At 70.3% G+C, this 22,653-nt stretch carries 21 protein-coding genes; 8 read left to right on the forward strand and 13 right to left on the reverse strand.

The features are described 5' to 3' along the window. Positions 1 to 49: 49 nt before the first annotated feature. The 3 genes from ACFYY7_RS05865 to ACFYY7_RS05875 all read left to right on the forward strand — a co-directional run bounded on the left by ACFYY7_RS05865 (position 50) and on the right by ACFYY7_RS05875 (position 4,238). On the forward strand, positions 50 to 1,039 hold the full coding sequence (locus ACFYY7_RS05865) for a helix-turn-helix domain-containing protein (protein ID WP_388657552.1): 990 nt from the start codon (positions 50 to 52) through the stop codon (positions 1,037 to 1,039). Positions 1,040 to 1,188: 149 nt separating this feature from the next. Further along, positions 1,189 to 1,671, forward strand: coding sequence for a DUF456 domain-containing protein (locus ACFYY7_RS05870; RefSeq protein ID WP_388657555.1), 483 nt, complete (start codon positions 1,189 to 1,191; stop codon positions 1,669 to 1,671). A gap of 260 nt (positions 1,672 to 1,931) precedes the next feature. Next, positions 1,932 to 4,238 (forward strand): glycoside hydrolase family 95-like protein, encoded by a 2,307-nt coding sequence (locus ACFYY7_RS05875; protein ID WP_388658376.1) that lies wholly within the window; start codon positions 1,932 to 1,934, stop codon positions 4,236 to 4,238. 6 nt (positions 4,239 to 4,244) lie between these two features. Here the strand turns inward: ACFYY7_RS05875 and ACFYY7_RS05880 are convergent, their stop codons facing one another. Next, entirely contained in the window at positions 4,245 to 5,597 is a 1,353-nt protein-coding gene (locus ACFYY7_RS05880) for a DNA-3-methyladenine glycosylase 2 family protein (protein ID WP_388658379.1), read from the reverse strand. A 103-nt stretch (positions 5,598 to 5,700) separates the two neighbouring features. Then, on the reverse strand, positions 5,701 to 6,876 hold the full coding sequence (gene rsgA, locus ACFYY7_RS05885) for a ribosome small subunit-dependent GTPase A (protein WP_388657557.1): 1,176 nt from the start codon (positions 6,874 to 6,876) through the stop codon (positions 5,701 to 5,703). Between the two features lie 375 nt (positions 6,877 to 7,251). Here rsgA and ACFYY7_RS05890 point away from each other — a divergent pair, with 375 nt between their 5' ends. After that, positions 7,252 to 7,752: a DUF5949 family protein gene (locus ACFYY7_RS05890; RefSeq protein ID WP_388657560.1), complete on the forward strand. Its 501-nt coding sequence runs from the start codon at positions 7,252 to 7,254 to the stop codon at positions 7,750 to 7,752. 154 nt (positions 7,753 to 7,906) lie between these two features. Here the strand turns inward: ACFYY7_RS05890 and ACFYY7_RS05895 are convergent, their stop codons facing one another. From ACFYY7_RS05895 to ACFYY7_RS05920, 6 genes are all read right to left on the reverse strand, one after another. Beyond that, on the reverse strand, positions 7,907 to 8,317 hold the full coding sequence (locus tag ACFYY7_RS05895) for a rodlin (RefSeq protein ID WP_376314827.1): 411 nt from the start codon (positions 8,315 to 8,317) through the stop codon (positions 7,907 to 7,909). A gap of 118 nt (positions 8,318 to 8,435) precedes the next feature. Beyond that, complete coding sequence (locus ACFYY7_RS05900; RefSeq protein ID WP_388657563.1) at positions 8,436 to 8,636, reverse strand: hypothetical protein; 201 nt, start codon at positions 8,634 to 8,636, stop codon at positions 8,436 to 8,438. A 265-nt stretch (positions 8,637 to 8,901) separates the two neighbouring features. Then, positions 8,902 to 9,312: a rodlin gene (locus tag ACFYY7_RS05905; protein ID WP_358948513.1), complete on the reverse strand. Its 411-nt coding sequence runs from the start codon at positions 9,310 to 9,312 to the stop codon at positions 8,902 to 8,904. A gap of 185 nt (positions 9,313 to 9,497) precedes the next feature. Beyond that, positions 9,498 to 9,788, reverse strand: a complete 291-nt coding sequence (locus ACFYY7_RS05910) for a hypothetical protein (protein ID WP_358948514.1) — start codon at positions 9,786 to 9,788, stop codon at positions 9,498 to 9,500. A gap of 247 nt (positions 9,789 to 10,035) precedes the next feature. After that, positions 10,036 to 10,269, reverse strand: a complete 234-nt coding sequence (locus tag ACFYY7_RS05915) for a chaplin (RefSeq protein WP_358948515.1) — start codon at positions 10,267 to 10,269, stop codon at positions 10,036 to 10,038. A 303-nt stretch (positions 10,270 to 10,572) separates the two neighbouring features. Next, entirely contained in the window at positions 10,573 to 10,974 is a 402-nt protein-coding gene (locus ACFYY7_RS05920) for a rodlin (protein WP_351252701.1), read from the reverse strand. A gap of 529 nt (positions 10,975 to 11,503) precedes the next feature. Between ACFYY7_RS05920 and ACFYY7_RS05925 the strand changes: the two genes are divergently transcribed. Next, positions 11,504 to 12,307 carry a chaplin gene (locus ACFYY7_RS05925; RefSeq protein ID WP_388657568.1) on the forward strand — a complete coding sequence of 268 codons (804 nt, stop codon included), beginning with the start codon at positions 11,504 to 11,506 and terminating at the stop codon, positions 12,305 to 12,307. Between the two features lie 108 nt (positions 12,308 to 12,415). Here ACFYY7_RS05925 and ACFYY7_RS05930 read toward each other — a convergent pair whose 3' ends face one another. From ACFYY7_RS05930 to ACFYY7_RS05950, 5 genes are all read right to left on the reverse strand, one after another. Next, the gene (locus ACFYY7_RS05930; RefSeq protein WP_388657570.1) at positions 12,416 to 13,351 is read right to left on the reverse strand and encodes a dihydrodipicolinate synthase family protein; all 936 of its coding nucleotides are present in this window, start codon (positions 13,349 to 13,351) and stop codon (positions 12,416 to 12,418) included. Further along, positions 13,348 to 14,337: an oligopeptide/dipeptide ABC transporter ATP-binding protein gene (locus ACFYY7_RS05935; protein ID WP_388657572.1), complete on the reverse strand. Its 990-nt coding sequence runs from the start codon at positions 14,335 to 14,337 to the stop codon at positions 13,348 to 13,350. The genes ACFYY7_RS05930 and ACFYY7_RS05935 overlap by 4 nt, the downstream gene beginning before the upstream one ends. After that, positions 14,334 to 16,301 carry a dipeptide/oligopeptide/nickel ABC transporter permease/ATP-binding protein gene (locus tag ACFYY7_RS05940; RefSeq protein ID WP_388657575.1) on the reverse strand — a complete coding sequence of 656 codons (1,968 nt, stop codon included), beginning with the start codon at positions 16,299 to 16,301 and terminating at the stop codon, positions 14,334 to 14,336. The genes ACFYY7_RS05935 and ACFYY7_RS05940 overlap by 4 nt, the downstream gene beginning before the upstream one ends. A 1-nt stretch (position 16,302) precedes the next feature. Beyond that, positions 16,303 to 17,253 (reverse strand): ABC transporter permease, encoded by a 951-nt coding sequence (locus ACFYY7_RS05945; RefSeq protein WP_388657578.1) that lies wholly within the window; start codon positions 17,251 to 17,253, stop codon positions 16,303 to 16,305. A 219-nt stretch (positions 17,254 to 17,472) separates the two neighbouring features. Further along, positions 17,473 to 19,068: an ABC transporter substrate-binding protein gene (locus ACFYY7_RS05950; protein WP_388657581.1), complete on the reverse strand. Its 1,596-nt coding sequence runs from the start codon at positions 19,066 to 19,068 to the stop codon at positions 17,473 to 17,475. A 182-nt stretch (positions 19,069 to 19,250) separates the two neighbouring features. Here ACFYY7_RS05950 and ACFYY7_RS05955 point away from each other — a divergent pair, with 182 nt between their 5' ends. The 3 genes from ACFYY7_RS05955 (at position 19,251) to ACFYY7_RS05965 (ending at position 22,596) form a co-directional block, all read left to right on the forward strand. Beyond that, complete coding sequence (locus ACFYY7_RS05955) at positions 19,251 to 19,982, forward strand: FCD domain-containing protein (RefSeq protein ID WP_328512169.1); 732 nt, start codon at positions 19,251 to 19,253, stop codon at positions 19,980 to 19,982. Positions 19,983 to 20,274: 292 nt separating this feature from the next. Continuing rightward, on the forward strand, positions 20,275 to 21,282 hold the full coding sequence (locus ACFYY7_RS05960; protein ID WP_388657584.1) for an acetylxylan esterase: 1,008 nt from the start codon (positions 20,275 to 20,277) through the stop codon (positions 21,280 to 21,282). A gap of 30 nt (positions 21,283 to 21,312) precedes the next feature. Beyond that, complete coding sequence (locus ACFYY7_RS05965; protein ID WP_388657587.1) at positions 21,313 to 22,596, forward strand: GDSL-type esterase/lipase family protein; 1,284 nt, start codon at positions 21,313 to 21,315, stop codon at positions 22,594 to 22,596. Positions 22,597 to 22,653: the final 57 nt, after the last annotated feature.

Consider the following 22,653-nt stretch of genomic DNA (forward strand, 5'->3'; position numbering starts at 1 on the left):
GACGACAGCGACATCGTGCGGAATCAACGCGTCCGGGAGGGGTCCGGGGATGCTGGGAGCCATAGGGCTCGACGAGATACAGGAGTCGACGTACCGCGCGCTCGTGGCGGTGGGGGCCGCGGAGGTCTCCGATCTCGCGCACCGGCTGGGCCTTCCCGAGCCAGCCACCGAGCGGGCGCTGCGCAGGCTGGAGCAGCACGGTCTGGCCGCGCAGTCCTCGGCCCGCACGGGCCGTTGGGTGGCGGCTCCGCCGGGCGTGGCGCTGGGGGCACTGCTCACCCAGCAGCGCCATGAACTGGAGCAGGCGGAGCTGGCGGCGGCGCTGCTCGCCGAGGAGTACCGGGCGGATGCCGACGAGCCGGCCGTGCACGATCTGGTCGAGGTGGTCACGGGGGCGAGCGCGGTGTCGCACCGCTTCCATCAGCTGCAGCTCGGTGCGACGAGCGAGGTGTGCGCCCTGGTCACCGGGAAGCCGATCGCCGTCAGCGGGATGGAGAACGAGGCCGAGGAGCAGGTCGCGACGCGCGGGGTGTCCTACCGGGTGGTGGTCGAGCGGGAGACGCTCTCGATGCCGTTCGGGATTCTGGAGCTGTCGACGGCGCTGAGCCGGAACGAGCAGTGCCGGGTCATCGACCGGGTCCCGACCAAGCTGGTCGTCGCGGACGGCGCCCTGGCGATGGTGCCGCTGACCGGGCGCGGCGCCGAACCTGCCGCCCTGGTGGTCCATGCCTCCGGGCTGCTGGAGTCGCTGATGGGCCTCTTCGAGGCGGTGTGGCGCGAGGCGATGCCGCTCAGGCTGGGCGAGGACAACCGGCTCCAGGAGGAAGACACCGGCCCCGATCCCACGGACCTGGAGATCCTGTCGCTGCTGCTGGCCGGACTGACGGACGCGAGCGTGGCAAAACAGCTGGAGCTGGGGCTGCGGACCGTACAGAGAAGGGTGAAGGGGCTGATGGAGCTGACCGGCGTCTCCACCCGGCTACAGCTGGGCTGGCACGCGTACGAACGGGGCTGGGTGGCCCGCACGCCCCGGTTCTGACCCGCACCCCCTGTTCCGGAAGAGGCCCGCCACGGAGCGGCCGCGACAACACACCGCTACGGCTCCGATACGGCCCTGAGCTGCACCGACGCCTCCGTCCCCGGGTGCGCTGACGGGCGGGACCGGCCGGACTCCGGCAGGCTGGTCAGATGAGCATGTGGCAACTCGTCGCCGTCGGCCTCGTCATGCTCCTCGGCCTGCTGGGCGTGCTGGTGCCGGGGGTCCCCGGGCAGGCGATCGTCTGGGCCGCCGTGCTGTGGTGGGCGCTGACCGACATGACGCCGGTCGCCTGGGGCGTACTCATCGGCGCGACGGCTCTGCTGCTGTTGAACCAGGCGCTGAAGCCACTGCTGCCGCCGCGCCGCCCGCGCGAGACGGGCGCGCCGCGCAAGACCCTGATGCTCGGCGGGATCGGTGCGATCGTGGGCTTCTTCGTGGTGCCGGTGATCGGTGCGGTCCCCGGATACGTGGGGACCATCTACGGGGCGGAGCGGCTGCGGCTGGGCAGCCACGGGGCGGGGTGGACCTCGGTGCGCTCGGTGATGCGGGCGACCGGCTATTCGGTACTCGTCGAGCTCTTCGCGTGCCTGCTGGTGACGGGCGCCTGGCTCGGCGCGGTGATCTGGGGCTGATTCACGCCCCACCCCTGCGACATCCTGCTGGACACTGTCCAGATACACGGAAACACATCGGATCTCTCCCGCTCCATTGACGCAGCAATACCTCGCGCCTACCTTCCCTCAAGGAATAGCTCGGATGAATTGAAGCGTCTGCGTACGAGTCGCCAGGAGAATCCTTGTCCACAGCACCGGACCCCTCCCGCACGCCCCGGACCGAAGCCTCATCCCCGTCCCGACCCGCTCCGTCCCGACCCGCCCCTTCGCGCAGGACGGTGCTCGCCACCGGCACCGCGATCGGCGGCGCGCTCGTGGCAGCCGGCTCGGCCGCCCCCGCCCTGGCAGCAAGCCCAACCACCCCGGCCACCCCCACCACCGTGCACTCCCCCTACGACAGCTGGCACACCGTCCTCGACGACGCCGACCTGCTCTGGCAGAAGCTGCCGAAGACCTGGTACGAGGGCCCGTACCTGGGCAACGGCCGCCTCGGCTCCGGCATCTACGCGGAGCCCGGCGCCACCACCCGGGCCGTCCGCTTCAACGTCCAGCACTCCGAGGTCCAGGACCACCGCCCCGAGTTCGGTTCGCTCTTCGGTCTCGCCCGCCTCCCCATCGGCCACTTCACCCTGGAGCCGGTCGGCGCCATCACGGGCATCGAGTGGTGGATGCGGCTGCGCACCGCCCAGCTCGAAGGCACGATCACCACGACCGCGGGCACCCTGAAGCTCCGTGCCTTCGTCCACTCCACCAGCGATCTGCTCGCCGTGGAGATCACCCCGAGCGCGGGCGAACAGGACTTCCGCTGGGTCTTCCACCCCGCCGAGGCGATCAGCCCGCGCGCCGCCTTCAAGCCGGTCCCGGACGGCTACACCGGCAACCCTCCCGCGGTGACCGAACAGCACGGCGACACCACCGCCGCCGTCCAGTCGCTGCTCGCGGGCGGTCAGCACGTCACCGCCTGGCGCGAACGCGCCAGGGGCTCGGCCCGCACCCTCTACGTCACGGTCGCGCACTCCCACCCCGCGACAACGGCCCGCGACCGTGCGCTGCGTACCGTCAAGGCCGCTTCCGCGCTCCCGTACGACCCGCTCGCCGCACCCCATCGCGCCTGGTGGGACCGGTTCTACCAGAAAAGCTTCCTGTCCCTGCCCGACGCCCGGTTGCAGCGCTTCTACTGGATCCAGCTCTACAAGACCGCGTCGGCTGCCCGCAAGGACGCCCCGGTGATGGCCACCTCCGGCCCCTGGCTGGAGCCCACGCCCTGGCCCAACACCTGGTGGAACCTCAACGTCCAGCTGGAGTACTGGCTGATCCACGGCTCCAACCACCTGGAACTGGACGCCGTCACCCGCGCCCTGAGCGAATTCCGGGACCAGCTCTCGCGCGAGGTCTCCGCCCCCTACCGGGCCGACTCGGCCGGCATCCCCCGCACCACCGACCCCCAGTTGGTCAACGGTGCCTCGGTGACCGACGGCGGCTACGGGGTCGGCATCCCCGGCCAGGACCCGCCCACCCCCGAGGTCGGCAATCTGACCTGGGCACTGCACAACGTCTGGCTCTCCTACCGCCACACCATGGACGAGTCGATCCTGCGCGACACGCTCTTCCCGCTGCTGCGCAAGGCCGTCAACTACTACCTGCACTTCCTGACGCCCGGGACGGACGGCAGGCTGCACCTCCCGGCGACGTTCTCCCCCGAGTACGGCGTCAACGCCCCCGACTGCAACTACGACCTGATGCTGCTGCGCTGGGGCTGCCGCACCCTGCTGGAATCCGCCGAGCGGCTCGGCGTCCGCGACCCGCTGACCGCCCGCTGGCAGGAGGTCCTGGCCAGGCTCGCGCCCTACCCCGTCGATGCCAACGGGTTCATGATCGGCGCCGGGGTCCCGTTCGCGAAGTCGCACCGCCACTACTCGCACATGCTCTCGGTGTACCCGCTGTACGAGCTGACGGGCGCGACGGCCGACGAACGCGCCCTGATCGAGAAGTCCCTCGCCCACGGGGTGGGCTTCGAAGGCGCCCTCCAGGGCTACACCTTCACCGGCGCCGCGTCGATGTCCGCGCTGCTCGGCAAGGGCGAGGACGCGCTGAAGTACCTGGGTCAGCTGATGAGCCGCTTCATCCAGGCGAACACCATGTACAAGGAGTCCGGCCCGGTCATCGAGACCCCGCTCTCGGCGGCCCAGTCCCTGCACGACATGGTCTGCCAGTCCTGGGGCGGCACGATCAGGGTCTTCCCGGCACTGCCCGCCGCCTGGCGGGAACTGACCGTGCACGACTTCCGGACCCAGGGCGCCTTCCTGCTCAGTGCGGTGCGCGAGGAGGGCCGGACCCGCTGGGTGCGGCTGACCAGCGAGGCCGGCGCACCCTGCGTCGTACGCCATGGCATCGACGGCCCGGTGGAGATCCGCGACCGGCACGGACGGCCGCTGGACCACGGGACGACGGCCGACGGCACGGTACGCATCCGCCTCGACAAGGGCGAATCGGCCCTGATCACGGCATGGGGCGACCGGCCGGACCTGACCGTCCGCCCGGTGACACCGAACGCCCCCGCACCGCGCTGGGGCCTGCCTGCGTAAGCCCGCTCACAACAGCCCCATGTTTCGCACCCCGTACGAACGCCAGGGCCGCCACCGGTCCGCCTCGGGCCGCCCGTCCGGATCCACGTCCGGGTCACCGAGCGCACGCATCCTGATCAGCGCCGCGGCTGCCGGGCCGATCCCCGGCAGCCGCAGCAGCGCCTGCTCGGCCTCGTCGCGGTCGGCCCCGGCGTCGAGCCTTACGTCCCCGTCGGCGAGCGCGATCGCCAGCGCCCGCAGCCCCGGATCGCTCGCCGCACCGGCCAGCACTCCCGGCTCGGGGAACACGTGCGTCAGCCCGCCGCAGGGCACGTCCAGCACCTTCCCGTACAGCTCCACCAGCCGCTCCGCCTCTTCCCGCCCCACCAGCGTCCGTACCGCGAACTCCTCCGGGTCCGCGGCGCCCGGCGAACGCAGCCCGGGGCGGGCGGCGACGCCCGCAGCGAGGAGCGGGTCGGCGCCGAGCCGCTCGTCGACGGCGTACGGATCGGCGTCCAGGTCGAAGAGCCGCCGCAGCCGCTGGACGGCCGTCGTCAGGTCCCGCAGGTCCGTGAGGTGGATCCGGGCGTCCAGCCAGGCCCCGGCGGACCGCTCGTCGACGGCCACGATGCCCGTGCCGTACGGAAGCCGCAGGGTACGCCGGTAGACACGGGCACCGGCCGCACCGCTGACCTCCTCGATCCGGGCGACCGTCTCACCTGCCAGGAGGTCGAAGACCTCACGGGCGGCGTACGGCCCCCGGTGGGCGAGCCGCAGCGGGATCCCGGCGGTGCGCGCCTCCCGGACCGCCGCTCCCAGCCCCGTCCCCGCTTCGGCCCGCAACGCGCTCGGCGTACGGGCGTAGATCTGCCGGATCGTGTCGTTGAACTGGCGCACGCTGGCGAAGCCCGACGCGAAGGCGATCTCCGTCACGGGCAGCCCGGTCGTCTGGAGCAGCACCCGTGCCGTGTGGGCCCGCTGGGCTCGGGCGAGCGCCACGGGCCCGGCGCCCAGCTCGGCGTTGAGCTGCCGCTGCACCTGGCGTGAGCTGTAGCCGAGCCGGTGGGCGAGACCGGGCACGCCCTCCCGGTCGACCACACCGTCGCCGATCATCCGCATGGCGCGGCCCACGACATCGGCCCGCACATTCCATTCCGCCGAGCCCGGCACGGCATCCGGGCGGCACCGCCGGCAGGCCCGGAAGCCATGGCCCTGCGCGGCGGCCGCGGTCGGGTAGAAGCGGACGTTCTTCCGCTTGGGCGTGACGGCGGGGCAGCTCGGCCGGCAGTAGATCCCGGTCGTTTCGACGGCGAAGAAGAACTCCCCGTCGAAACGGGCGTCGCGGCTGCTCACCGCCTCGTACCTGGTCAGTTCGTCCATCACACCGTCCAGTGTGCGGCACCCACCGGCACCGGACTGGCGGGTTTCGGACGTGGACCCGGCGGTCCGCGGCCATGGACGCCCGCGGACCGGGGACCACCACCTACCGCACCCGGCCCCGCTTCGCCTCCATGGCGAACCGGCCCTCGGCACCCTTGCGCTTCCAGTCACGCAGCATCTCCGAGCGCATCCGGACGTCGGTCTTGGCGGCGATGCGCTGGTTCTCGCGGATCAACTTGCGGAAGCTGTCGAGGCGCCGTTCGTGCAGCGAACCGTCCTCGATCGCGGCGAGCACCGCGCAGCCCGGCTCCGACTCATGGGCGCAGTCGTGGAACCGGCACTGCTCGGCCAGCTCCTCGATCTCGGAGAAGACCTGGCCGACACCGGCCTCCGCATCCCAGAGCCCGACCCCGCGCAGCCCGGGGGTGTCGATCAGCACGCCGCCGGAGGGCAGCAGCAGCAGATTGCGGGTGGTGGTGGTGTGCCGGCCCTTGCCGTCGACGTCCCGCGCGGCCTGCACCTCCATCACGTCGTGGCCCAGGAGGGTGTTGGCGAGGGTCGACTTGCCCGCACCGGAGGCACCGAGCAGCACACTGGTACCGCCCGAGACGATGGCGGAGAAGACATCGATGCCCTCCCCCGTGGTGGAGCTGACGGTCAGCACCTGCACCCCGGGCGCGACGCCCTCGATGTCCTGGACGAGGTACGACAGCGTGGTGGCGTCCGGTACGAGATCGGCCTTGGTCAGCACCACGATCGGCTCGGCCGCACCGTTCCCGGCCGGCCCCCCGCCCCCCAGCAGAGCGTCACCGCTGGAGCTGGACATGGCAAGGGCGAGGAAGCGCTCCACCCGCCCCAGGTCGAAATCGACCGCGAGCGAGAGGCAGATGACGATGTGGTCCACATTGGTGGCGAGCACCTGGCCCTCGGAGCGCTGCGAGGACGTTGAGCGAACGAAGGCGGTACGCCGCGGCAGCAGCGTCCGTACGAACCGCGGGTCGCCGTCGGGGTCGACCGCGACCCAGTCGCCGGTGCAGACGATCCGCATCGGATCGCGCGGGACGACGAAGGCGGTGTCGGCGCGGAGCGTGCCCTCAGGGGTGACGACATCGCACTGACCGCGGTCCACCCGCACCACGCGCCCGGGCAGCAGACCCTGCTCGGCGTACGGTGCGAATTCGGCCGCCCACGTGTCGTCCCAGCCGTACGGGGACAGCGGGTGCGAGGCGGACGAGCCCTGAAGAGAGGAGACAGAAGAGGGGAAGGACGGGAAAGACAAGGGAAACCCTTCAAAGGGTGGCCCCGGCAACGCGCACACGGGCGCGGAGAGTTGCGGAGTAGGTCAGCCGGCGACCACGGGGGTGGGAACGATGCTCTTCGAGTTGTGGGCAGCACCCATCGCAGCGACAGTCATCACAGTCCTCACCTCCTGGTTCAAGCACGGGACCGACAGCGGTAGTTGACCTCCGCCGTCCGGAACAGTGAACACCCTAGCCCGCACGCATCGGCCGGCTCAACACATTTGAACGAGGCCCAGCGCATCCGTCGGGCGGAGAGGGATCCGGGCTGCTTCCACAGAGTTTATCCCGCTATACCCCTCAATCAGGTGATACGCATGCACAACGACCGGTCCGGGGCCGTTATGGTGCCGAGCATGACCTCACCCCAGACCGCCACCGGCACGTTCACACAAGCCCAGTTGGGCACGATCACGCTGATCGGGTGGAGCGGTGAACATCCTGCCGACGGCCACGATGTCGCCTTCCTGCTCGTCTACTCGCTGGGCGACGGTGCGGAGGGCCCCGCCGTCGGCGAGACCGCCATGCGCACGGCCCTGGAGCGCTGCGGACTGCCGGTCGGCAGCGCTCCGGTGTACGCCGCCGAGAACCCGGGCCTCCCCGTGAAGCTGCTCGTCCAGGCCGGCCAGGCGGTCCTCACGCTGCCCCACTTCACGGCGCAGTACCCCGCACCGCCCGAGTGGCTGGCCGCGGCCGGCCGGCGGGGCGAGGTGCACACCATGTTCGCCACCCGCCCATGGCCCCAGGGCGCACCGGGCCGGCCGGTGAGCGAGGAGTTGCTGCGGTCCTTCGCGGCCGACCCGGAGGTCATCACGACCTCCGCCCACTGCGTCGTCCCGGTCCGCAGCCTCGGCTGACCCGCCCCCGGAACGCCGGATGCCCACCGCCCCCCGTGGCGCGGTGGGCATCCATTTGTGTGGAGCCCTGGGGCGGTGCGCCCCGGATCCTGCTGTGCACCGCGGTGCGGGCTGCCGAGGGGTGAATCCCCGGGCAGCCCATGCCTCGGGTGCGTCAGTCGTTGGCGATCCCATTGCCCGAGAGCACCGGGATGTCGTCGACCAGGTGCGACAGCGGCTCGTCGCCCTTGGCCTGGGTGGAGTTCTCGGCGCACTGCTGGTTCTGCGGCGAGGCCAGCACGTTGACGTCCTGGACCGCGACCGGCACCAGCACGCCGACGAGCGAACCGGCGTTGGCCTTCAGCGGCAGACCGACGCAGGCCTTGTTCAGCGTGCCCTGGACGAGCTGGAACTGCGGGCTGCCGTCGCCCTGGGTCACGCTGTTGCCGAACTCGTCCACGGCGCCGTTGCCGTTGACCGACGTGGTGCCCCCGTCATTGCCGATCGCCATGGCCGCGGGGGCCGCGGCGGCGGACAGACCGACCAGGGACACGGCCACTGCTGCGCCGGCCATCATCTTCTTCATCACGCTTCACCTTTCGGAGCGTCCCGTTGTGGAACGTACTGATCAACCCGCAACGGAAGCGTCGGTTCCGCAGTACCACTCAAACGGGTTCGATCCGGCATGAGTTCGACGCTCGTGGTTACCCGTCGACGGCCTCGCCGGAGGTGCGGGCCGCGGGAACCCTGCTGCCCGCGTGGCTCCGGTCGGGCCCTGCCGGGGGCGCGGGCTCCGGACCGCCGTGGGCCGCCTGCCATTCGGCGAGCAGCCGGTCGTAGATGGGCGTGCCGTCCTGTGCGTGCCGCTCCCGGCCACGGGGGCTTTGACTGTCGTACTGGTCCATGTGTGGCCCCTACCCGGTGCGGCGGGTGAGGGCTGCCGGTACTACGGCAACCGGCCCAGTCCACCCGCTCCTTCGAGGGGCCGCCGCGTCCCGGACGCACGAGTGGGGCCGGCACATCCGGGCGGCCGGAGAACGGCTGCCGCGTGGATGTGACGGCCCCACAAGGTGTTTCAGCTACTGCGTACAGGCGGGCTCGAAGCTGCCCGCGGCACGCTCCCCTGCCGATCCGTGAAGTTCAGCGAGGAGCGCCCGGAGCGGTACGGCCTCAGTTGTTGCCGGCACCGTTGCCGGACAGGATCGGGATGTCGTCCAGGATGTGCGAGAGGGCCTCGTCGCCCTTGGCCTGGGTGGAGTTCTCCGTGCACTGCTGGTTCTGCGGCGAGGCCAGGACGTTGATGTCCTGGACCGAGACCGGGATGGCCCCGAGGACCGAACCGACGTTGGCCTTGGCCGGCAGCGCGATGCAGGGCTTGTTGAGCGAGCCCTGGATGAGCGCGAACTGCGGGCTCATGTCGCCGTGGGTGGCGGAGTTGCCGTACGACTGAATGGCGTCGTTGCCGTTGACCGACGTCGTGCCACCGTCGTTGCCGATGGCCATGGCCTGCGGGGCGATCGCGGCGGAGACACCGACGATCGAAGCAGCGACTGCTGCCGAGGCCATAATCTTCTTGATCATTGAATAGCCCTTCTGGGGTTCTCTGTTGCCCGCCTGTCCGGAGCGAACTGATCAACTCGCGACGACGGGGATAGTTGTGCCGATTCACTCGAACGGTGCTTTTACGTTCGGTTTTTCGCCGAATTCACCGCACCGGAGAAATTCGAAAGGCCGGGGCCGGCCGGGAACCGCTGTGACGCGACTGGTCAGCCGCCGACCGGCAGACCGCCGATGAGCGGGGCCGCGCCCTTTGCCGCACCGGTTGCCTGGTCGGCCAGCTTGGTGACCGTGCCGTTCTTCTGCACCGACTCCGCGGCGCCGCCGACCGTGTCGACGACCGGGTCGACAGCCTGCGGGGCGCTCTCCACCACCTGGTTGATGCCTCCGTTGAGGCTGAAGTTGGGGGCCGTGGCGTTGGTGACGGCGAAGGCGGGAGCAGCCGTTCCGAGCGCAACCACGGAACCGGCAACGAACGCAGCAGTCTTCGCGTACTTCACTTTCGGGTTCCCTTCTGCAGCGGCATCTGTTCGGTCGCGCACCCGCGCCGCACGAGCCTTCTTTAGCCGTGCCTTCTGCCGCTTTCGCCCTGGGTAACGATGTGGTTGCGACACGGCAACTGGACGGAGTCGCTTTTCTGCGGGACCACCCGATCGAATGCCAGGGAGAACGCAGGAAGGCCCCGGACCGCATCGAATGCGTTCCGGGGCCTTCCGGTCACGAGCGTTCGGCCCGTCCGACCAGAGATCAGACGTTGGCGCAGTTGTTGCCGAAAGCGGGGTTGAGCAGACCGATCACGTCCACGGTGTTGCCGCACGCGTTGATCGGGACGTGGACCGGGATCTGGATGGAGTTACCGGACAGCACGCCCGGGGAGAGAGCGGCGCCGCCCTCGGCGCCCGAGTCGGCAAAGGCGGGGGCGGCGGCACCCATCGCCATCAGGGTTCCGGCGGCGATGGCGGCAACCTTGGTGTACTTCACTTTTGTTCCCTTTCTTCGACGGAGTCCGAAGCAGCAACGTCTTTCGTGCCGCACGAGCGTGATCATGATCACTCGTAACTCCGCCGCTGTAATTCATAACGATTTAAGACCGTGGGCGAAACTCTTCAGCCAGAAGATTCCCAGAAAGTCGCCCGAATGACGCAACAGCGATCGCTCGGTATCACCGACGAGATCTTCCGACAATCCGGCGCACCCATTTCGGGGAATGACAGCAACAGGCCCGGGCCGCGCGGAGGAGGAACGCCGGCGGCCCGGGCCTGTTGCGGCTGGGTCAGCTGCGGATCAGCTGTTGCCGGCACCGTTGCCGGAGAGCACCGGGATGCCGTCCAGGATGTGCGAGAGCGGCTCGTCGCCCTTGGCCTGGGTGGAGTTCTCGGTGCACTGCTGGTTCTGCGGCGAGGACAGCACGTTGACGTCCTGGACCGCGACCGGGATCAGGCCGACGAGCGAGCCGGCGTTGACCTTGGCCGGCAGGCCGACGCAGGGCTTGTTCAGGCTGCCCTGGACCAGACCGAACTGCGGGCTGAGGTCACCGTGGGTCTCGGCATTGCCGAACGACTGCGAGGCTCCGTTGCCGTTGACCGAGGTCGTACCGCCGTCGTCGCCGATGGCCATGGCCTGCGTCGCGCCCAGACCGAGGATGGAGGCGGCAACGGCACCCGTAGCCAGAACCTTCTTGATCACGATTAACCCTTCTCGTACTGGATGCCCCGTACCGGAGCCCCCTGCCCAACTCACCACCGGGCGTTTGGTTCTCTCCATTCACCCGATTGCCCGAGAGTGCGCACAACAGTACGAAACGGCACTTCCAAGGCGCCCGGACGGAAGCGGTCCGACCGGCCACCTCGCGGCCCTCAACAGCCCTTTCCTGCCCGATTGACCGAACTCCCCCGCACGCCCGCCGGGGCCGAACCAGCCCACACGTGTACTCCATTCGTGTGATCACAGAATTTCCACGAGCTGGCGAGTTTCCTCAACAATTCCTCCTCGTTATGAGTGACAGATGCGAGCAGGTTCGGGCGCTTGATCGGCAGAAGCACGGGTCCCTCCCATGAAGCACATGGCTTCATGGTTCTCCGCGCTTTCCGTAAGCGCCGCTTGCCGAGTCACGCACGGGCACCGCGGGATTGGCCTCCCGGCGGCCTCCGCACCGGCCTGATGAAGGAACTGCGAGCGTTGCGCTCGCACGGAATGTCCTAAGAAGGGGCAGTCAATGCGAAAAGCCTTGAACAAGAGCGTGCTGGTGATGGCGGCGGCGTCAGGGATCCTGACCGCCGCCGGTGGATACGCTTTCGCGGATGCCTCCGCCGACGGCGCGGCCGTCGGTTCGCCCGGCGTCGGCTCGGGCAACAACGTGCAGGTGCCGGTACATGTGCCGGTCAACGTGTGCGGCAACACGGTGAATGTGATCGGCCTGCTTAACCCCGCGTTCGGCAACAAGTGCGCGAACGCGGGCGGTTCCGGCGCCGGTGCCGGGGGCCGGGGCGCGAGCGCCGAGGGCGGCGCGGTCGGCTCCCCCGGGGTGCTGTCCGGCAACAACATCCAGGCTCCGGTGGACGTACCGGTCAATGCCTGCGGCAACACCGTGGATGTCGTCGGTGCGCTGAACCCGGCTGCCGGGAACACCTGCGCGAACGTGGACGGGCCGGTTGTCGAGCCGCCGGTCGTAGAGCCGCCGGTCGTAGAGCCGCCGGTCGTAGAGCCGCCGGTTGTCGAGCCTCCCGTGGTCGAACCGCCTGTCGAACCGCCGGTGGTCACGCCTCCGGTCACGCCCCCGGTGGTCACACCCCCCGTGACGCCCCCGGTGGTCACGCCTCCCACGACGCCTCCCGTGGTCACGCCCCCGGTCACGCCTCGCGGCGGTGAACCGGGGACCGGTGTCGAGCCGAAGGGCTCCGTCGGCCAGCTGGCGCACACCGGTGCCGACGCCAACCTGGCCATGGCCGGCGGGGCCGCCGCGGCCATGGTGCTCGGTGGAACCATGCTGGTCCGCCGTACCCGCGCATCGAAGAGCTGACCTGCACCGTCGGTAGCCGGTCGTCGATCGACCGGCCGAAAAGCCGCGGTCCGTCGCCGCAGCCGGGGCTGTGGCGACGGACCGCTCTTCTCCTGTTCCGGGCGGGGCTCAGACCCTGCTGAGCCCCGCCCGGTCCAGGCAGGCCGCGATTTCGGCGGTCTCAGCCGCGTCCAGGCGGCGCATCGGCGCGCTCATCGCGTTCGTCCCGATGATCCCGCGCAGCATGAGTGCCGTCTTGAAGGCGCCGAGGCCCGCGGCGGTGGCGGACGCGGTGCCGGGACGGGCCGCGCGGACGATGTCGAAGAGCGCGACCAGGCGGTCCTGTTCGGCCCTGGCCGCGGCCCAGTCGCCCCGTACCGCGGCCTGGTGCAGACGTACGTAGCCGTTCGGGTCCACATTGCCGAGCCCGGGGACCGAGCCGTCCGCGCCCGCCAGCATCATCGCGTCGACCACCAGTTCATGCCCGGTGAGCACGGAGAACTCCGGGATTCCACGGGCTCCGATGGCCAGTCGGCGGAACGAGCCGTCGTCGCCGCTGGAGTCCTTCACCCCGGCCAGCACGCCGTCCGCGGCAAGCGGCAGCAGCAGCTCCGGGTCGAGCTTGCTGTGCACGCAGACCGGTACGTCGTACGCCAGGACCGGCAGGTCGAGGGCGGCGGCGATGTCACGGAAGTGGCGGTCGATCTCGGTGGGGTGCGTGCGTGTGTAGAAGGGGGCGGTGACGACCACGGCGTCGGCGCCGAGTCCTTCGGCGGCGCGGGCCCGCTCGACCGCCCGGCCAGTGGTGGTCTCGATCGCTCCGACGAGCACCGGGACCTGGCCGGCGCAGGCGGACGTGATGACCTTGATGACCTCGTCCTGCCGGCCGGACGTCAGGTAGGCGGTCTCACCGGAGCTGCCGAGGGCGAACAGGCCGCTGACGCCGCCGTCGAGCAGATGCCCCACGACCCGCTCCAGGGAGCGGCGGTCGATCTCGCCGTCCTCGGTGAGCGGGGTGACGACGGGCGGGATCACGCCGGTCCAGCGGGGGTTCCGGGCGGTCATACGGTGCTCCTTGCGGATGGTACGGGGGACGTGGGGATCTGGGGGTGGACGCAGTGCCAGCGGCGTCCGTCCCGGCCGGCGGCCACGGCGGGAAAGGCCGTGGCACAGGCGTCGTCGGCCTTCCAGCAGCGGGTGCGGAACGGGCAGCCGGACGGCGGGTTGGTGGCCGAGGGGACGGGGCCGGTGAGCACGATCCGCTCGGTGGTCTCCAGCAGGCTCGGGGTCGCGGAGAGCAGTGCCTCGGTATAGGGGTGCGCGGGCGCGCCCGCCACATCGGCCGCCCGTCCCTCCTCGACGATCCGGCCGAGGTAGAGGACGGCGAGGCGGTCGGCGAGGTATCGCACCGTCTGGATGTCGTGCGAGATGAACACCATGCCGAGCCCCAGGCGTTCACGCAGGTCGACCAGGAGGTTGAGGACCTGTGCGCGGACGGAGACGTCGAGCGCGGAGGTCGGTTCGTCGGCGACGATCAGTTCCGGTTCGAGGGCCAGGGCGCGGGCGATGGCGACGCGCTGGCGCTGGCCGCCGGAGAGCTGTCCGGGGAGCGCGGCGAGGGTGTGGCCGGGCAGGCCGACCAGGTCGAGGAGTTCCTCGACGCGTGCCTCGCGCGCCTCGCGGGTGCCCCGCTTGTGCACGTCGAGCGGGTCACGGAGGATCTGACGGACCGTGAGCCGGGGGTTGAGGGCGGTGGACGGGTCCTGGAAGACGACGCCGACGGCGGAGCCGAAGTCGTCGCGGCGCTGCGCCGCGGACATCTCCCACAGGTCGCGGCCGTGGAAGGTGACCTGGCCCTCGGTGGGCTTCTGCAGTCCGGTCAGTACCCGGGCCAGGGTGGACTTGCCGCAGCCGGACTCGCCGACCAGGCCGACGATCTCGCCGCGCTCGACCTCCAGGGTCGCGTCGGTGAGGGCGTGCACGGCGTCCCGGCGGAAGAGTCCGCCGCTGCGTGCCTTGTGGCGTACGTGGACGCCGTCGATCCTGATCACAGGGCGCTCCCTTCCAGCTGGGCGGCCTTCGCGGGGTGGTGGCAGGCGAAGCCGTGGTCGTTCGCGGCGTCGCGTGCGGTGAGCTCGGGTGCCGTGGTGCGGCACAGGTCGGTGGTTGCGTCGCAGCGCGAGGCGAAGCGGCAGCCGGCGCCGAAGCCCTGGGGGGCGGGGACGATGCCGCGGATCTGGTGCAGCCGGTCGGCGCCGGCCTCCAGGGAGACGACCGAGCCGAGCAGGCCGCGGCTGTAGTGATGGGTGGGGCCGGTGAGTACGGAGCGGGTGGCGCCGATCTCGGCGAGGCGGCCCGCGTACATCACGGCGACGCGGTGCGAGAGGTCGCCGACGAGGGCGAGGTCGTGCGAGACGAGGACCATGGCGAAGCCGAGTTCGTCGCGCAGTTTCACGAGGAGTTCGACGACCTGGGCCTGGACGGTGACGTCGAGGGCGGTGGTCGGTTCGTCGGCGATGAGCAGGCGGGGGTCGCGGGAGAGCGCCATGGCGATCAGGACGCGCTGGCGCTGTCCGCCGGAGAGCTCGTGGGGGTAGCTGCGCAGGGTGCGTTCGGGTGCGAGACCGACGAGTTCGAGGAGTTCGGCCGGGGTCTTCGTACCGCCGCGCGAGGTGAGCTGCTTCAGCTGGGTGCCGACGAGGACGGAGGGGTTGAGGGAGGAGAGCGCGTCCTGGTAGACCATCGCGATCTCCGGACCCATCAGGGCACGGCGTTCCTTCGGCGACAGGTCCAGCAGGTTCCGGCCCCGGTAGAGGATCTCGCCGCGGACCTCGGCGTTGCGGACGAGCAGGCCCATGACGGCGAGGCTGGTGATGGACTTGCCGCAGCCGGACTCGCCGACCAGGCCGAGCGTCTCGCCCTCGTGGACGGTGAAGTCCAGCGAGTCGACGACGGGGATCTGCCCGTAACGGTCGGGGAAGCGGATCGACAGGTCCCGCACGACGAGCAGTTCGGCGGCGTCGTCCCGTACCGGGGTGATCGTCGGCTCGGTGGCGTTGACACGGTCGGCGAGTCTGGCGAGGGCGGCGTCGACGTCCACGGTGGAGTCGGCCTCGACCGGGTCGGGTGCGGTGGCCGCGGTGGGGTCGGCGACGGCCTTGGCGATCCTGGGAGCGGCGGAGGCGTCGGTGAGGCCCTCGGAGAGGATGTTGAGGGCGAGAACGGTGATGAGCAGGGCGAGGCCGGGGAAGAAGGTGGCCCACCAGCCGCCGGCGAGGAGGATCTGCCGGCCGTAGGCGAGGACGCTGCCCCAGCTGGGGTCGGGGTCCTGCACGCCGGCGCCGATGAAGGAGAGGCTGGCCTCGAAGATGATCGCCTCGGCGACCATCACGGTGGCGAACACCATGACCGGGGCCATGCAGTTGACGGCGACGTGGCGGAGCACGATGTAGCCGCGCCGGGCTCCGATGACCTTCTCGGCGGCTACGTAGTCCTCGCCGTACTGGGAGAGCACATTGGCGCGGACCACTCGGGCCAGCGACGGTGTGTAGACGAAGGCGATGGTGAAGATGATCACCGGGACGCTGGTGCCGAAGACCGCGACGAGGACTGCGGCCAGCGCGATCGGCGGGAACGACATCACGACGTCGAGGGTCCGCATCACGGACTCGTCGCCGAGCTTGCGGGAGGTGGCGGCGACCGAGCCGAGCAGCGCACCGGCGATCAGCGCCACGGCGGTCGCGCCGAGGCCGATGACCAGCGAGTAGCGGGAGCCGTGCACGACCCGGGCGAAGACGTCGCGGCCGGCCCGGTCGGTGCCGAACCAGTGGGCGCCGCTCGGTGCCTGCACCGGGGTGCCGGTGGTCAGCGGGTCCTGGGTGAACAGCGGGGCGAACACGGCGCCGAGTACGACGACGATCAGTACGCCGAGGGCGATGCGGGAGGTGACCGGGAGGGAGCGGAACGCGATGCCCGGTCGGGACAGTTTGTTGGCCAGACGGCCGGTGGCGAACATGTCACACCGTCCTGATGCGCGGGTTGACCAGCAGATAGAGCAGGTCGACGATGACGTTGACCACCAGGAACGCAATGGCGATGGTCAGTACGGTGCCCTGGACCAGGGCGACGTCGCCGCCGGTGACACCTTCGAGGATGAGTTTGCCCATGCCGGGCAGGTCGAAGATCGCTTCGATGACGACGGCGCCGCTGAGCATGTAGCCGACCTTGATGCCGAGCACGGTCAGCGGGGTGACGAGCGCGTTGCGCAGCACCGAGCGGATCACCAGCAGCGGCGGGAGGCCGTTGCCTCGGGCGGTGCGTACGTAGTCGCGGTCGAGTTCGGCGACCATCGCGGTCCGTACGAGGCGGGCGAGGGACGCGGAGACCGGGAGGGCGAGCGAGATCGCGGGCAGGGCCATGGTGGTGAGCCAGCCGCTGAAGGAGTCGGCCGGGTTGGTGTAGCCGCCGGTCGGGAAGATCCGGGTGTTCAGTGCGAACTGCTGGATGAGGAGCACCCCGAGCCAGAAGGACGGGATGGCGACCCCGGCCATGGAGACGACCCGGAACAGCTGGTCGGGCCAGCGGTCCCGGTACATCGCGCCGGTCACTCCGAACAGCACGGCCAGCACGACCGCGAGGAACAGCCCGAGCAGGGTCAGCTGGAGGGTGAGCGGGAAGGCGGCCGTGATCCGGTCGGCCACGGGCTGGCTCGGCGGAACGGTCATCCCGAGGTCGAGGTGGAGCAGTTGGCCGAGGAAGTGGAAGTACCTGACCGGGAGCGGGTCGTTGAGGCCGTTGGCCTCGGCGAAGGCCGCTCGGGCCTCGGGGGTGGCGCTCTCCCCGAGCGCGTTGAAGGCCGGGTCGGCCGGCGAGAACTGGAGCACCACGAAGACGAGCAGCGCGATGCCGAGAATCATCACCGGCATCATCGCGACGCGACGCAGCGCGAGCCGGAGAAAAGCAACCATCGTCGGGTTCCTTGCGGTTGGGCGGTCTGGTGGCCCTGGCACCGGGGGGCGGGGTGCCGGACCGGGCTGTCGGTCACCTGTGACATGTCGCCGACGCGCCGTCCGTGATGCGGCGGTGCGGGTGGCACGGCGGCAGTGCATTGGCACGGCGGTGCGGTGCGGTGGCACAGCGGTGCGGTGCGGTGCGGTGACATGTCACAGGTGACCGGTGCTGTTCGGTCAGGCGCGGCTGACGTCCAGGAAGGAGAGGCCCGTGGTGGGCAGCGGCTTGAAGCCGGGCAGCGCCTTCTCGTTCCAGGCGGTGGGCAGCTTGCGGTGGAGGATCGGGTACAGCGCGGCCTCATCGGCGACCAGGTCGGTGACCTCGCCCCACAGCTCCTTGCGCTTGGCCTCGTCGGCGGCCTGGGCAGCCTTGTCGAGGGTCTGCCTGACCTTCTTGTACGCCGCGGACTTGCCCCAGCCGTAACGGCTCTCGGGCCAGAAGCCGTAGTAGAACCAGCGCAGCAGGAGGTCGGCGTCGTTACCGAAGACCGACGGGTCACCGGGGGCGACCAGCACCTCGAAGTCGCCCTTGTCGATCTTGGCGTACTGGGCCGGGGACTGGGCGATGTCGAGGGTGACCTTGACGCCGGCCGCCTCCCAGCTCTCCTTCAGCAGCGGGGCGATGTCCTTGACCCAGCCGGTGTCGGTGGTGAGGACGGTGAAGGAGAGGTTCTTGACGCCCGCGTCGGCGAGCAGTTGCTTGGCCTTCGCCACGTCGTGGGTGTAGACCGTGGCGGCCTTGTGGTAGTCGGGGTGGGTGGCGGGGACGTAGCCGGTGGCGGCCGCCGCGTTGCCCACCATCGCCGTCGAGATGATCTTCTCGGTGTCCAGTGCGTAGTGCAGCGCCTGGCGCACGCGCTTGTCCGCGAACCGCTTGTCGGCGGTGTTGAACATCAGGAAGAGCAGGCCGAAGGACTGTACGGACTCGGTCTTCGAGGAGCCAGCGAGCCGCTTGACGTCGATGTAGGGCACGTCCTCGATGGCCTGGACCCGGCCGGACTCCATGGCGCTGACGCGCGCCGACTGATCGGACATCAGGCGCCAGATCATCTTCTTGGCCTTGGCCGGGTGGGGGCCGTTGTACTTGTCGTACGCCTCGAAGACGATCTTGTCCTCGCGGGTCGCCTCGATGAACCGGTACGGCCCCGAGCCGACCGGCTTGGCGTCGAACGCCTTGGGGTCCGGTTCGACGATCTTCTTCGGGACGATCCGGGCCACGGCGATACGGGAGGGGAGGAGCGCGAAGGGGTACTTCAGCTTGAACTCGACCGTGCCGGCGTCGACGGCCTTCACCGTGTCGATGAAGGGCACGAACTGCGCCATGAGCGAGGCGTTCTTCGGGTCCAGGATGCGTTCGAAGCTGAACACCACGTCGTCGGCGGTGACCGGTGATCCGTCGTGGAAGGTCGCGCCCGTGCGGAGCGTGGCCCGGTAGGTGGTGGCGTTGATCTTCTTCGGCAGCTCGGTGGCGAGTGCGGGACGGGCCACGAGTGTTGCCGGATCGAGATCCACGAGGCCCTCGAAGATGTGCATATTGGCGGCGTACGGAGTGGCGCCCGAGGTGATCATCGGGTCGAAACCGGTCGACAGGGGGTACGAGAGACCGGCCTCGATCAGGCCGCTGCCGCTGCCCTTGTCCGCCGTGCCGTCGGCGGTCGATGACGGGCCGCCGCAGGCGGAAAGGCTCGCCGTGATGGCGGCTGCGGCACCGATGGCACCGGTGTATCGCAGGAAGGTGCGGCGCTCGACACCGGCTGGTCTCAGCTCGGGCACGGGTCCTCCAGGGACGTCGAAGGTGGAACGTGAGGGGGAGATCTGGCGGGGAAGCGGGTGGTGGGACGCAGGATCACGAGGGATCAGGAATCCCGGGCATCGGACGTCAGATGTCTGATGCCTTGATAGCGTGGGAACGTAGCTGGACAATCGAGAGGGGTCAAGAGGTGGGGAGTTCACATATGTCCGGTGCGAAGCCCGGCCGGCAGCTGCTCCGGCAGGAAGTGGTCGAGGGCATCAAGCGCTACATCCTCGAAGAGCGCCTTCGCCCCGGGGACCCGCTGCCCACCGAGCCCGCCCTGTGCGAGGCGCTCGGCGCCAGCCGCTCCAGCGTCCGCGAGGCGGTCAAGATCCTCGCCGCGCTGGACATCGTGGAGGTGCGGCACGGACACGGCACGTACGTGGGCAGGCTGAGCCTGTCGGCCCTGGTGGAGAGCCTGACCTTCCGGGGACTGCTCTCCCCCGACGACGACTTCCAGGTGATGGCCGACCTCGTCGACGTACGCGAGCTCTTCGAGCGCGGGATGGCCGACCGGATCGTCTCGCTGCTCAGCGCGGAACAGCTCGACAGACTGGACGGACTGGTCACCACGATGCGCAGGACCGGCGCCCAGGACGGGCACGGCTTCGTGGAGGCGGACCGGGCGTTCCACGCACTGCTGGTGGCGCCGCTCGGCAACGAACTGATCGGCCAGCTCTCGATGGCCTTCTGGGACGTGTACTCGATCGTCGCGCCGCACCTCGACGGGTTCACGCACGCCGACGAGATGGCGACGATCGCGGCCCACCAGAACATCGTGGACGCCGCGCGGGCCGGGGACATCACCGGCTTCATGAAGGCGCTGGGCGAGCACTACGCCCCGGTCAGGCGCCGGATCTCCGAGGCCCGCGCCCGCGACAGCGCCCTGGACTGAGGCTCCGCCCGGCGGATCGGGGCCGCCGCCCCCGGCCCGTGATCCGCCGCCCCGGCCAGTCGTCCGCCGACCCCGGGCCGGAATCCATCGACCCCGGGCCGCGACTCGCCACCCCGGGCCGCGACTCGCCACCCCGGGCCGTGACTCGCCGGCCCCGGGTCGCGATCCGCCGGCCGGGCCCTTGACGGCCGCCGTGAAGGCTGCCTAGGGTCCGTGTGCTGCCAGGACATCTGACGTCTTCTGTCTCGATGTCCGGCGTTCACACCCCGGCGCATCCCAGGAGGGCACCTCCATGCCGTTGACGGACCTCTCGCTCGCGGACTGCCGCGAATACCGGCCCGAACTGCCGGTCCCGGACGGCTTCGACGCCTTCTGGTCGAGCACCCTGAGCGAGGCACCCGCCGCCGGCAGTCCGGTGCCGAAGCCGGTGTTCGCGCCCGTGGACACCGGGCTCACCCAGATCCGTACGTACGATGTGACATTGTCCGGATTCGCCGGACGCCCGGTCCACGGCTGGCTGCATCTGCCGGCCGGTGCCACCGAACCCCTCGGCTGCGTGGTCGAGTTCCTCGGTTACGGGCGTGGGCGGGGCCTCGCGCACGAGAACACGCTCTGGGCGTCCGCCGGTCACGCACACCTGATCATGGACACCCGTGGTCAGGGCTGGTCGGCCGCGGGCGGCTCCACCGCCGACACGGACGCCGGGGCGGCCGGCACCGTGCCCGGCTTCCTCACCCGTGGCATCGAGAGCCCCGAGACGTACTACTACCGGCGGGTGTTCACCGACGCGGTGCGCTGTGTCGAGGCGGTGCGCGAGCACCCCGCGGTCGATCCGGACCGGATCGTCGTGACCGGGGTCAGTCAGGGCGGCGGGATCGCGCTGGCGGTGTCGGGGCTGGTGCCGGGGCTGGCCGGGGTGATGCCCGACGTGCCGTTCCTCTGCAACTTCCGGCGCGGCGCGGAGATTTCGGGCCGGCCGCCGTTCACCGAGATCGCCGAGTACCTGAAGCTCCACCGCGACCGCACCGGGGCGGCGTTCACCACCCTGTCGTACTTCGATGCGGCGCTGCTCGCCACCCGCGCCACCGCTCCCGCACTGTTCTCGATCGCGATGATGGACGAGATCTGTCCGCCCTCCACCTGCTTCACCGCGTACAACCATTACGCGGGGCCCAAGGACGTACGCGTCTACGAGTTCAACGGGCACGAGGGCGGCACGGCGTATCAGCAGCGGGAGCAACTGGCCTGGGTGCGTTCCCTGTTCGCAGGCCCGCCGTCGGGGCGGGCCGGCCACTCCTGACCGGAGGCACCTTCCGTGCGCAGACGATCCATGCTTTTCGCCGCCGGCGCGGCAGCCCTTGGCGCCCAGTTCGGCGGCCGCGCCTTCGCCGCCGCTCCGGGCGGCGATCCGCTCCTGGACCACGACAGCCCCGTGGACCTGGACGGCAGCGAGTACGTCGACCTGTCGAACCGGGTCGGCAAACTCGCCCCGCTCGCCACGGGGACCATCCTCGTCACCTTCCGCACCACCAGCCACAACGAGGCGATGACGCTGCTCAGCGGCTCCGATCCGGCCGAGCCCTCCTCCAACATCACGCTGAACCTGAGCGGCGGCGCCCTTCAGTTCTCCGTGCGCCAGAAGGGTGCGGTCCTGATCAATGTCATGACCAGGACACGGTATGACGACGGGCTGCGCCATACCGTCGCCGTCACCGTCGGCTCCTCCGGCACCCGGCTCCACGCCGGCGGACGCACCGTCTTCGAGACGGCGCGGCACGCCTTCTTCGCCGATGTCTCCGGGCTGGGCGCGCTCGCTCTCGGCCGCAATCTCGACAGCGACCACCCCGGCGGCGAGTGGTTCTGCACCGGCACGATCGAGCGGGCCGCGGTCTGGGACCGGGTGCTCGGCGAGGCCGAACTGGTCGCGCACAGCCCCCGCCCCGACCTCGCCGGTCTGGGCAGGATCTCCACGGTCCTGAACAGTGACACGCCCGCCACCTGGGTCGTCACCGGTGACAGCATCACCCACGGCGCCCTGCACACCAATGGCTGGCGCAGCTACCCGGAGCACTGGACGGAACGGGTCCGCTGGGAGCTGGGCAAGCCGAAGAACCGTGACTTCGTGATCGATTCCGGTGTGAGCGGCGCCACCAGCGCCGAGCTCGTCGCCATGTTCGGGGAGCGGGTCACCGCCTTCTCGCCGCAAGTGGTCTCGATCATGATCGGTACGAACGACATCGCGACATCGGGCCTCGGCCCCGAGGCCTACCGGGCCAACCTCGTCTCGCTCGTCGGCTCCGTGCGGGCGCTGCCCGGCTCGCCGGTGCCGGTGCTCCAGTCACCCAACCCGGTCGATCCGGCGAAGTGGCCCGGCCGGGTGGGACTTTCCCGGTACGCGCAGGTGATGGGCGAGGTCGCGGCAGCGCAGAACGTGGTGTTCGTCGACCACTACAGCGACTGGCTGAACAGCAACGGCGGGCAGGTCCCGCTGTCGCTGCTCAACGACGGGCTTCACCCGAACGAGCGGGGGCACCACCGCCTCGCACTGAAGATGATCAAGGACTTGCGGGTCTTCGACCCCGGCAGCCGGGTCTGTTCGCTGCGTGTCCCGTAGCGGCGCGCCCGAGTCCGCACCGGCCCGCACCCGGTCCCCGGCCCCGCCGGGCCCGGC

It is taken from the genome of Streptomyces sp. NPDC001933 (assembly GCF_042890955.1).
Lineage (GTDB): Bacteria > Actinomycetota > Actinomycetes > Streptomycetales > Streptomycetaceae > Streptomyces.